Raw genomic sequence first — 10,515 nt, 5'->3', positions numbered from 1 at the left:
ACACACCCACCACGACACCCGAGACCAGGCCACCCACCACGACATCCGAGGCCGACACACCCACCACGACACCCAGGGCCGACGCATCCGCCACGGCATCCGGGGCCGAGGTATCGACCACGCCGACCGCGCCGACCCGACAGCAGGACGGCCGGCCCGAGCCCACCCAGTCCGCGCAGCCTTTCCAGACCGCCCACCCCGTCCAGAGCCCCCACGCCGCCCAGACCCCTCACCCCGCCCAGCCCGCCCAGCCCGCCTTGCCTGGAGGCGACGTATGACGACCGACCCCATCCGCGTACTCGTCGTCGAGGACGACCCGGTCGCCGCCGACGCCCACGTCATGTACGTCGGCCGTGTGCCTGGCTTCACGGCCGTCGGCAAGGCGCACACGGGTGCGGAGGCACGGCGCGCGCTGGACCGTACGCCGGTGGATCTGCTGCTGCTCGACCTGCATCTGCCGGACACGCACGGCCTGCAGCTCGCCCGCTCGCTGCGCGCCGCCGGCTATCACGCGGACGTGATAGCGGTGACGTCGGCGAGGGATCTGGCGGTCGTACGGGAGGGTGTGTCGCTCGGAGTCGTCCAGTACGTCCTGAAGCCCTTCACCTTCGCGACGCTGCGTGACCGTCTGATCCGGTACGCGGAGTTCCACGCGGCGGCGGGCGAGGCGAGCGGCCAGGACGAGGTGGACCGCGCCCTGGCCACCCTGCGCGCCCCGGGCCCGGCCGCGCTCCCCAAGGGCCTGAGCGCCCCCACCCTCGAACGCGTCACCGTCACCCTGCGGGACTGCGGCGAGGGCCTCACAGCGGCCGGGATCGCCGAGCTGGTCGGCATCTCCCGGATCACCGCCCGGCGCTACCTCGAACACCTGGTCGAGTCGGGACGGGCGGCGCGGGCCCCGCAGTACGGGCAGGTGGGGCGGCCGGAGCTGCAGTACCGGTGGGTGAAGGGCTAGAACCTGGGCGGGTCGTCAATGGTCTCGTGGACGAGGTGGTCGTATGCGCGTGATCGCGGCGAAGACCACGAGGGCCGCCAGGCTCCCGCACACGAGGGCGGGATAGTCGGCCCAGTCGGGGTCGGCCGGTGCGGGCATTCCCCGGCGCACCAGCCTGCCGACGGACCAGAGGACCAGCAGACCGGTTATGAAGGCCGGCCAGCGGTTCCGCACACCTTTGGTGACGTCGTCGACCATCGCCAACACGGTCCAGAGAGCGATGAGGTCCACGAACTCCGTCCAACCGACGGCCACGATCCCCGCCCCCGCTGCCGCGAAGAAGAACCAGCTCCAGACAAGGGGCCGGATCGGCACGACCTCTCGCAACTCCCCCCGTGGAAACCAGAAGAACCGGCGCACACTCTCGACAAACCCGCGATCCCCGTCGTACGACGTCATGCCGCCCCCCAGCGTGGCCCGTTCACCTCGTACGAGGTGGACCCATGGCGGCGGACGAAGGTTGCGCGTACGACTCGACCCGCATCGCGAGCCCGAGCGCGGCCGGCGCCTCCGCAATGGACAACACCAGCAGTCCTGTCGCGACTTGACCAGCCCCTGCAAGGTCATTGACCTGACATACTCCCGCCTCTTACGTTCGCCGGGCAGACAAGTCGTGGCCGACAACGATGTCGGCCAGTAGGAGGTCGTGCCCGTGCGCCCCACCGCCGCCCCACTTCTCCTCGTCACGTTGCTCACCGCGACCACCCTCACGGCCTGCGGGTCAGGGTCCGGCAGCGATCCGGACACCGTGAAGGTCACCTACAAACAGTCGACCGACAACGCGATCCGAGTGCCGGACATCTACCTGGGTGAGATGAAGAAGCAGTTCGAGACAGCGAACCCCGGCAAAACGATCGAGCTTGTCCCGATCAAGGCTGCGGATTCCGAGTACTACACCAAGATCCAGCAGATGCTGAGATCGCCGAAGACGGCCCCCGATCTGGTCTACGAGGACACCTTCCTCATCAACTCGGACATCACCAGCGGCTACTTGAAGCCTCTGGACGCCTACCTCGACAAGTGGCCGGACTGGGACCAGTTCATCGACACGGCCAAGACGGCGGCCAAGGCGGAGGACGGGAAGACGTACGGCGTCCCGGACGGGACGGACACCCGGGGCCTCTGGTTCGACAAGGGCATCTTCAAGAAGGCGGGCCTGCCGAGCGACTGGCAGCCAAAGAGCTGGGACGAGGTCCTCGACGCGGCCCGCACGATCAAGGAGAAGGTCCCCGACGTCACGCCCCTGAACGTCTACACGGGCAAGCCCGCCGGTGAGGCCGCCACCATGCAGGGCTTCGAAATGCTGCTGTACGGGACGGGGGACAGCTCCTCGGATCCCCTGTACGACACCGCCTCCAAGAAGTGGATCGCCGGCAGCCAGGCCTTCAAGGACTCCCTCGCCTTCGTGGAGACGGTCTTCGAGGAGAAGCTGGGCCCGGAGGTCTCCGACGCCCTCGACCCCAACATCTCCACCACGGTCCGCGGCGAGTGGCTGCCCGAGGGCAAGCTCGGCATCAACCTCGACGGCAGCTGGCTCCCGCAGGACTGGCTGACGGGGGCGGGCCACGAATGGCCCGAGTGGTCCGACAAACTCGGCCTCGCGTACATGCCGACGCAGAACGGCCAGGCTCCCGGAAAGGTGAGCATGTCCGGCGGCTGGACCTGGTCGATCCCGGCCAAGTCGTCCAACCCCGACCTGGCCTTCAAGTTCATCGAGACGATGCAGACCAAGGCGAACGCGCAGAAGTGGTACATCGCCAACTCCGGTATCGCGGTACGGAAGGACGTCGCCGCCGACCCGGCGTACGTGGCGGCGCAGCCCGGCATCAAGTTCTTCACGGACCTGGTCGCGAGCACGCACTACCGGCCCGCGTACCCGGCGTACCCGAAGGTCTCGACCGCCATCCAGGAGGCCATGGAGGGCGTGACGACGGGCGACAGTTCGGTTCAGGATGCGGCGAAGGGGTACGACGAGGAACTCAAGACGGCCACCGACGACCAAGTGATCACGAAGTGAGCGTGAGTACGCCGGTGGCACCTCAGGTCCGTCCCCCGGGCTCGGGTACGAAGGTCGCCTCCCCCCGCCGGGGAGGCCTCCGTCGCGCCGTCGTCCGGGCGCTCCCGGTCTCCCCCGCCCTCATCCTGCTCGTCCTCTTCCTCGCGGGCCCGATCGGCTACTGCGCCTACATCGCCTTCACGGACCTGCAGTTGACGGGCCAGGCCCATGCGTCGTTCGTGGGCTTCGACAACTTCCGGGCGGCGTTCCAGGACGACGCGTTCCTGAACGCGGTATGGCTCACGCTGGTGTTCACGGTGCTGTCGTCGCTGGTCGGGCAGAACACGCTGGGCCTGGCACTGGCCGCACTGATGCAGCGGGCGTCCAAGCCGGTACGGACGGTGGTGGGCGGGGTCGTCATCACGGCGTGGGTGCTGCCGGAGGTGGTCGCGGGGTTCCTGCTGTACGCCTTCTTCCGGCGGGAGGGGACGTTGAACGCCATCCTCGACTGGCTCCATCTGCCCAGCCAGAACTGGTTGTTCACGCTGCCCATCCTGGCGGTGTCATTCGCGAACGTCTGGCGGGGCACGGCCTTCTCGATGCTGGTCTATTCGGCGGCGCTGAATGAAATCCCGAAGGAGATCACGGAGGCGGCGGAGGTGGACGGGGCGGGGGGCTGGCGGCGGATGTGGCACATCACGCTCCCGATGATCCGCCGCTCCATCGGTACGAATCTCATGCTCAACACGCTGCAGACGCTCTCCGTCTTCGGGCTGATCTGGGTGATGACCCGGGGTGGGCCGAGCGGCAAGAGCCAGACCCTCCCGCTGTTCATGTACGAGCAGGCCTTCCAGAAGAGCATGATCGGGTACGGGACGGCGGTCGCGTTGCTGCTCCTGGTCGTCGGCTCACTGTTCTCGGTCGTGTACATGCGACTGCTGCGGACGGAGGTCTGAGATGGCCATTCAGCTTGCTCGTACGCCCTTCAGGTCCCGGCGGCCTTCCACCCGGCGGCTGGCGGCGGACGCCGGACTCCTCGCCCTCGCCGCCGCGTTCGCGCTGCCGTTGGTCTGGGTGGTCCTGTCCGCGCTCGACGCGCACGCGGGCCTGCGGGTGCAGGCCCCCGACAGCCTCACGCTGGACAACTTCGACGCGGTCCTGAAACCGGACATCACCTTCACCCCGCTGCTCAACAGCCTGATCCTCTGCGGCGGCGGCACGCTCCTGACGGTGATCTGCTCGACGCTCGCCGCCTATCCGCTGTCCCGTTTCCGATCGCGGCTGAACCGGCCTTTCCTGCTGACCATCCTGTTCGCGACGAGTCTGCCGATCACGGCCATCATGGTGCCGGTGTACGCCCTGTTCGTTCAGGTGAACCTGATCGACACCATGCAGGGCACGATCTTCTTCTTCGCGGCCTCTCAACTGCCCTTCGCCATCTGGCTGATGAAGAACTTCATGGACGGGGTCCCGAAGGAACTGGAGGAAGCCGCGTGGACGGACGGAGCGTCCTCGTTCCAGTCCCTTCTCCGGATCGTGCTGCCGCTGATGGGACCGGGCGTGGCCGTGGTCACGGTGTTCTCGTTCGTGATGATGTGGGGCAACTTCTTCGTCCCTTTCATGCTGCTGCTCACGCCGGATCAAATGCCCGCGTCGGTGAGCATCAATGACTTCTTCGGGAATCGGGGGACCGTGGTCTATGGGCAGTTGGCGGCGTTCTCGATCATTTACTCGACCCCGGTGATCTTGTTGTATGTGCTGGTGGCCAAGCGATTGGGCGGGGGGTTCGCTCTGGGCGGGGCGGTCAAGGGGTGAGGGCGCCAGCTCCTCCTGCCCCCGAATACTCCCGAGCCCCCCGCCAGGGCAACACCGCCCACATCCGTGTCCCACCCCCGGGCTCCCGGGCCTCCCCGAACCCCCAGTCCCCGTCACACACCCGCACCACGCACGCCAGCACCCGCAGCGCCGCCCGCCTTCGCGCATCGCAGGCCGCCGCCAGCCGGGGATGGCTGTGCCTTGGATGCCCGTCGTAAAGGATCACCCGCAACTCCCCCTCCCGAAAACGCAGCGACACGTACACCGAGGCGTCCGGCGTGAACCGGCAGGCACAGGCGGCCAGTTCAGCCACCACCTGCACCGCCGCCTCCGTCATGTCCTCCAGCCCGTGCGCCTGAAGAGCCACCCGGGTCGCCGCCCGCGCGATCCGCGAACTCACCGGCCCGGCGGGCAACGTGAAGCTGTACGCGAGTGTGTCCGGGGACGGGGGTGACGCGTCCCGTACGTCGGCGTTGACGGGACATGCCGAGACGACCGGCGATGAGGACATGGCGAACTCCCTTGAGATCCAGTGGACATGACGATGTGCGTACGGCTCGGCCAGTGGCCTGTCTCCCTGACACGAGCCCGCCCCTCCCAGGGAGGGAGAACCCGGGCAGGCTCACGCGATGCACTTCCGAACGACGCCGGGCCGTAAGCGACTTGTCACTGACTGTAGGACTTCATGGGGTACGTGTGCCACCTAGTTGCCCACATTGCCTCCGGTGAAGTGGACCGGCGCGCGGCGCACAGTGCAGACTGATCCCCGACCAATCGGGGAGGAAGGTGCCGATGCCGACACGGCCCGCGCCGACGGAACGTCAGAAGCGCCTGGGCGCGGAGCTGCGCAAGATGCGGCTCGCGGCCGATCTGACCACGGAGTACGCCGCCGGACTCCTCGGGCTGGACCGCACGAAGGTCTCCAACATGGAGTCGGGCGTCCGGGCCACGTCACCCGATCGGATCCGGATACTCGCCAGCAACTACGACTGCGCGGACGAGGCATACGTCGACGCCCTCGTAGCCTTGGCCGACTCGCGCAAGCGGGGCTGGTGGGACAAGTTCAAGGGGACCCTGCCCCAAGGCCTGCTGGACGTTGCCGAGTTGGAGTGGTTCGCCTCCCGCCTCCGGAGCTACCAGACCGTTCACATCCCTGGGCTCCTCCAACTCAGTGGATACGCCCGCGCCGTCTTCGACTCAGCGCTGCCGCCGCTGCCCAAGTCGGAGGTCGAACTACGCGTCGTACAACGCCTACAGCGTCAGCAGGTGCTGGACCGCGACAACCCCGTCGAGTACGTCGCGTACGTGCACGAGTGGGCCCTGCGCATGCAGTTCGGCGGGCGTCGCACCACCCGTGAGCAGCTTGCGCACCTGTGCGAGGCGTCCGAGCGCGAGCACGTCGAGCTGCGCGTGCTCCCCGTCGAGGCCGGAGCCTTCCCCGGTGCCGGGCACGCCGTTCTGTACGCGAGCGGTGCCGTCCCCCAACTGGACACCGTCCAGCTGGACTCCGCACACGGCGGCGAGTTCACCCACGCAGACGCCCAACTCGCCAAGTACCGTGCCCACATGGACTGGTGGCACTCCCACACCCTGAGTCCGGAGCACTCGCGCGACCTCATCCACGCCATCGCCCAGCAACTCTGAGGAGCCCCCATGCCCGAGATCATCTGGGAAGAGCCCTACTGCGCCGAGGGAAACAACTGCTTCCGCATAGGTACCGACCCCACCGGCAACGCCTACATAGCCATCGCCGGCCAGGAGGACCACTACCTCACGGACACCCGCGAAGCCCTCCGCACCCTCATCCGGGACATCAAGGCCGGAAAGGCCGACCACCTCCTCTAGGACCTGTCCGGTGTTCGAAAAGCGCACGCCCCGGCGTGCCCCCGTGGCGCACCATGAGCTCATGCGCACCCGACTCTCGTACCAGCAGCAGGACGAGCGACCGGCTTCCTCGCTGGCGGCCGCGCTGAGGCGTGTCGGTGCCGACCTCGTACTCGACGCGTGGACGACGGGCTCGGGCGACTCCCCTGCGTCCCGCGGCATGCCTTGCCCCTCTGCCAATACGGACGACGCCGTCGTCCTCGTCCTCCTGTGGTCGGCCGCCGCCGGAACCGCGTGGGGCGAGGCCCTGGCGGAACCCGGCCTGCCGAGCGGGCTCACCGGCACCGGGGAGGCCCGCCTCGTGCCCGTCCGCCTCGACGACACGCCGCTGCCGCCCTCCCTGGGCAGCCTGCGTCACATACGCCTCGCGAGGGGCGCGCACGGTATGGCAGACGCGACGGCGGCCATGATCGTGCACATGGGTTCAACCGCCGTGCCCGCGCCCACCGTTCGGGGCAACGTCTCCGAAGGCGTCTTGGCCATCAGCGACTTCGGCCGGCTGGGCCTTTTCGCGGCCTGTCCGCGGTGCGGCGTGAGCAGTGAGCGGCTGCGCCCGTACGTGACCGTCGACCACAGCAGCGACCGGGCCCTGGACCTGGTCATCTGCGGCGCGTGCGGCTGGCAGGACGCCTGTGACATCTGACTCCGCCGAACTGGGCAGACTTCTGACTCAACGAACCCACGCGACACGGGGGCACAGTGCCAAAGCGAAACCGGCGCCGACGGGGAAACGGGCGCCCACGCGAGGGGATCCAGCTCCGTACCCCGGGCCCACCCGCCGCTACCGAGCGAACCGGAACCGTGGGGACCGGAACCGTGCGATGGCGGGTGCACGTAGGAGGCTTGGTGCGCTCGGCGCCGTACGTCACCGATGGGACCGTCTATGTCACCGGCCGGGGCGTGTGTGCCGTGGACGCGGCCGACGGATCCATCCGGTGGACCAATGCCGACGCCGGAGGCACGGGTTCTCCCACCGTGGCCGGGGACACCGTATATGCCGCCGGCTGGCGCGAGTTGTTCGCCCTCGACGCCGCCGACGGCCGGCCCCGCTGGCGCAGGCGAATGAGGTGGATCTCCCGCAGTCGGCCCGTCGTCGCGAACGGGCTGGTCCACTACGTCAACGCCGGCCGGTACCTGCGAACCGTGGACGCGGCGACCGGAGGCCGCCGCTGGAGGGTGAAGTACCAGGGCAGGGGCTGGGGGACGGAGTCGGCGCCCGTGCTCGCCGACGGCATCCTCTACGCGGCCGGCAAGAACGGGATGGTCTGGGCGTTCGACCCGGCCACGGGCAAGGTCCACTGGAAAACGCCCGTCTACAGCCAGTCCCCTGCCACCCCGCTGCTGCACGACGGCACCCTGTACGTGGGGGATGGGCTGGGCCCGTCCGTGCGGGCGCTGGACGCCGCCACCGGTGCACTCCGCTGGCACATGATGCTCGACTCCCTCGGCAGCATCTGGACCACGCCCGCGATCTCCGGCAACACCCTGTACATCGGCTGCCAGGACCACCGGCTGTGGGCTCTGAACGCCACCACCGGCGCCATCAGGTGGCGCGTCACCACGGACGGCCCCATCGGCTCCTCCCCCGTGGTGGCGGACGGCACGGTGTACTTCGGCAGCGACGACGGCCACCTGTGGGCGATCAGCGCGGAGAACGGCCGTGTGCGGTGGAAGGTGAAGACGGGAGGGCCGGTGATGTCGTCCCCGGTCGTGGCCGACGGCGTGGTCTACGTCGGCAGCGGGGACGGGTACCTGTACGCGATAGAGGCGAGCCCGGCCCCGGGCGGACCGTTGCCGTAGAGCCATGGATACCGCCCTGGAAAAGACCCGGAGTTGCGGCGCATCGGTCGCTGGGAGTAGGTCCTGCGCCCCAGGCGCGTTTCGCGCCTGCTGGCTAGGTTCGGTCCTCATGGAGACCGAGACCACAGGAATCGTTTGCCGCCAGGCGGCGGAGCGCGTGCGCGACGCTCTGGAGCGGCTCGTTGCCGAGCGGGATGTATGGGTGTCGACGGCTCACCCTGATCACGGGCCGCACCAGGTGCCGCTGTGGTTCCTGTGGGACGGGCGAGCCGTGTGGATGTGCACCAGCGCCACGTCCGTAACTGCGCGGAACGTCCGCAAAGAGCCGCGCGTGCGCCTGGCGCTGCCGGACACCTTCGACGTGGTGCTCGTCCAGGGCGAGGCGGAGTGCTTCCCGGACCAGGAGGTGCCCGAAGGCGCAGCGGAGGCGTTCGCCGACAAGTTCGGGTGGGATCCGCGCGTGGAAGAGGGGGCCTTTCTATACGTACGAGTGCTCCCGAGGACCGTGCGCGCTTGGCGCGGCGAGCCGGAACTACGCGGGAGAGTCATCATGCGCGACGGGATGTGGCTGGAACAGCGGCCGCCCGCGTCTGCCCCGCGACGCCAAGCGCGCACCTGACGCCACGAGGCGTCTCTCCGGGCGACCACGGAAAGGGTCGGACAGGGTCTAGCGGGAGCCGAGGAACTCGATCGTCCGCTGGGTCAGGAGCTTGGCGGCGTCCGGGTCGTGGGACGGCAGCGAACTGTCCGTGAACAGGTGCTGGTCCCCGGGGTACAGGAACAGCTCTGCGTCAGCGCCATCGGAGACGAGGGCGCGGGCAGCGTCGATGTCCTCGACGAAGAACGGATCGGCTTCCATCGCATGCACCTGCACCGGCACACCGTTGGGCCATGCCGCGCCGAACTCCGAGACGGGGATGCAGGCGTGGAACAGGAGCGCGCCCCGCGCGCCCGGCCGCGTCTGCGCCAGCTTCTGGGCGGGCAGCACACCGAGTGAGAAGCCTGCGTAGACGACGTCCTGCGGCAGGAGTTCGGCCGCGCGGACGCCGCGCTCTGTTATCTCGCCGAAGCCGATCTGCTCGACGTAGCCCTGGCCCTCTTCGAGGGAGTCGAAGGTGCGTCCGTCGAAAAGGTCGGGCGTGTGGACGGTGTGGCCGACCGCACGGAGCTCGTCGGCGAAAGCGACGACTCCCGGTGTCAGCCCCCGCGAGTGATGGAACAGTACGACCTCTGCCATGCCAAACCCCTTGCCGGTGGGTAGCGAACGATCCGGAACTCTAGAATAATCGAAGAGTGTCGAACAATCACCGTCTCCCCGACTACGACCTCTCCGACGTCACAGATGTGACAGCCCCGGCCCAGCTCCGCGCGCTGGCCAACCCACTGCGCAACTCCATCCTTGAGCTGCTCCTCGAACGCGCCGCGACGGTGACCGAACTGGCCGCTGCACTCGGCCGCCCGAAGAGCACGGTCGCGCACCACGTGAGCGCCCTGGTGGATGCCCAGCTGCTGAAGGTCGTGCGGACCCGCCGGGTGCGGGCCATCGACGAGCGCTACTACGGCCGCACCGCGCGCATCTTCCGCGTCGGCACGGTCAGCCCCACCGACGGGGCCGAGGCGCCCTACTGCAACAACGATCTCGCCACGGCCGCGGCCGAGTCGGTCCCCGCACACCAGGCAGATGAACTTTCCTCGATCGTGCGGCATGTGCGGATCCCACGGGAGCAGGCCCGTGAGTTCTGGGCGCGGGTCCTTGAGCTTGCCAACGACTACGCGCAACTGCCGCGCGGCGGCGATGTGGTGTACGGCTTCGCCGCCGGGCTCTACCCGACCGAATATCCGGCGCTGCCAGAGGCAGAGTCTGCGGCGGACTGACCTGTAGTGCAGGCGGTGTCGTCCGAGAGAACTGCAGGAACCAAGAACCACAAACGCGGGGGGGGGGGGGGGCCCCCCCCGGCGCCCCCCCCCCCCCGAGGGGGGCGGGGGGAGGGGAGAGAATGGTCCGGGGGGGGGGGGGTGTGACACA

At 68.7% G+C, this 10,515-nt stretch carries 13 protein-coding genes; 10 read left to right on the top strand and 3 right to left on the bottom strand.

Translation table 11 applies throughout. The features are described from left to right. The first annotated feature begins 274 nt into the window (after positions 1-274). On the top strand, positions 275-955 hold the full coding sequence (locus ACFWP7_RS40575) for a response regulator (protein WP_384392959.1): 681 nt from the start codon (positions 275-277) through the stop codon (positions 953-955). Positions 956-970: 15 nt separating this feature from the next. On the opposite strand, the gene ACFWP7_RS40570 is transcribed toward ACFWP7_RS40575, so the two are convergent. Next, complete coding sequence (locus ACFWP7_RS40570) at positions 971-1,309, bottom strand: hypothetical protein (protein ID WP_384392955.1); 339 nt, start codon at positions 1,307-1,309, stop codon at positions 971-973. A 331-nt stretch (positions 1,310-1,640) separates the two neighbouring features. On the opposite strand from ACFWP7_RS40570, the gene ACFWP7_RS40565 reads away from it, so the two are divergent. Genes ACFWP7_RS40565 through ACFWP7_RS40555 form a run of 3 tightly spaced genes read left to right on the top strand, consistent with a single transcriptional unit; the run spans position 1,641 to position 4,805 of the window. Continuing rightward, a complete protein-coding gene (locus ACFWP7_RS40565; RefSeq protein ID WP_384392952.1) occupies positions 1,641-3,011 on the top strand; it encodes an extracellular solute-binding protein in 1,371 nt (456 codons plus the stop codon). A gap of 2 nt (positions 3,012-3,013) precedes the next feature. Beyond that, positions 3,014-3,946: a carbohydrate ABC transporter permease gene (locus tag ACFWP7_RS40560; protein ID WP_384392949.1), complete on the top strand. Its 933-nt coding sequence runs from the start codon at positions 3,014-3,016 to the stop codon at positions 3,944-3,946. Position 3,947: 1 nt separating this feature from the next. After that, positions 3,948-4,805: a carbohydrate ABC transporter permease gene (locus ACFWP7_RS40555; protein ID WP_384392946.1), complete on the top strand. Its 858-nt coding sequence runs from the start codon at positions 3,948-3,950 to the stop codon at positions 4,803-4,805. Here the strand turns inward: ACFWP7_RS40555 and ACFWP7_RS40550 are convergent. Further along, the gene (locus ACFWP7_RS40550; RefSeq protein WP_384392943.1) at positions 4,795-5,316 is read right to left on the bottom strand and encodes an ATP-binding protein; all 522 of its coding nucleotides are present in this window, start codon (positions 5,314-5,316) and stop codon (positions 4,795-4,797) included. The genes ACFWP7_RS40555 and ACFWP7_RS40550 overlap by 11 nt on opposite strands. A gap of 281 nt (positions 5,317-5,597) precedes the next feature. Between ACFWP7_RS40550 and ACFWP7_RS40545 the strand changes: the two genes are divergently transcribed. The 5 genes from ACFWP7_RS40545 to ACFWP7_RS40525 all read left to right on the top strand — a co-directional run bounded on the left by ACFWP7_RS40545 (position 5,598) and on the right by ACFWP7_RS40525 (position 9,108). Beyond that, on the top strand, positions 5,598-6,449 hold the full coding sequence (locus ACFWP7_RS40545; protein ID WP_384392937.1) for a helix-turn-helix domain-containing protein: 852 nt from the start codon (positions 5,598-5,600) through the stop codon (positions 6,447-6,449). Between the two features lie 9 nt (positions 6,450-6,458). After that, positions 6,459-6,650 (top strand): hypothetical protein, encoded by a 192-nt coding sequence (locus ACFWP7_RS40540; protein ID WP_384392935.1) that lies wholly within the window; start codon positions 6,459-6,461, stop codon positions 6,648-6,650. A gap of 61 nt (positions 6,651-6,711) precedes the next feature. Beyond that, positions 6,712-7,332, top strand: a complete 621-nt coding sequence (locus tag ACFWP7_RS40535; protein WP_384392932.1) for a toll/interleukin-1 receptor domain-containing protein — start codon at positions 6,712-6,714, stop codon at positions 7,330-7,332. Positions 7,333-7,388: 56 nt separating this feature from the next. Beyond that, entirely contained in the window at positions 7,389-8,489 is a 1,101-nt protein-coding gene (locus ACFWP7_RS40530; protein WP_384392930.1) for a PQQ-binding-like beta-propeller repeat protein, read from the top strand. A gap of 109 nt (positions 8,490-8,598) precedes the next feature. Further along, positions 8,599-9,108 (top strand): pyridoxamine 5'-phosphate oxidase family protein, encoded by a 510-nt coding sequence (locus ACFWP7_RS40525; RefSeq protein WP_384392927.1) that lies wholly within the window; start codon positions 8,599-8,601, stop codon positions 9,106-9,108. A gap of 48 nt (positions 9,109-9,156) precedes the next feature. On the opposite strand, the gene ACFWP7_RS40520 is transcribed toward ACFWP7_RS40525, so the two are convergent. Continuing rightward, on the bottom strand, positions 9,157-9,726 hold the full coding sequence (locus ACFWP7_RS40520) for a dienelactone hydrolase family protein (protein ID WP_384392924.1): 570 nt from the start codon (positions 9,724-9,726) through the stop codon (positions 9,157-9,159). Between the two features lie 56 nt (positions 9,727-9,782). Between ACFWP7_RS40520 and ACFWP7_RS40515 the strand changes: the two genes are divergently transcribed. Next, complete coding sequence (locus ACFWP7_RS40515) at positions 9,783-10,364, top strand: ArsR/SmtB family transcription factor (protein ID WP_384392921.1); 582 nt, start codon at positions 9,783-9,785, stop codon at positions 10,362-10,364. Positions 10,365-10,515 lie beyond the last annotated feature (151 nt).

The organism is Streptomyces sp. NPDC058470 (assembly GCF_042721055.1).
Lineage (GTDB): Bacteria > Actinomycetota > Actinomycetes > Streptomycetales > Streptomycetaceae > Streptomyces.
Note: the sequence above shows the minus strand (reverse complement) of the source record. Positions and strands in the feature narration are given on the sequence as shown.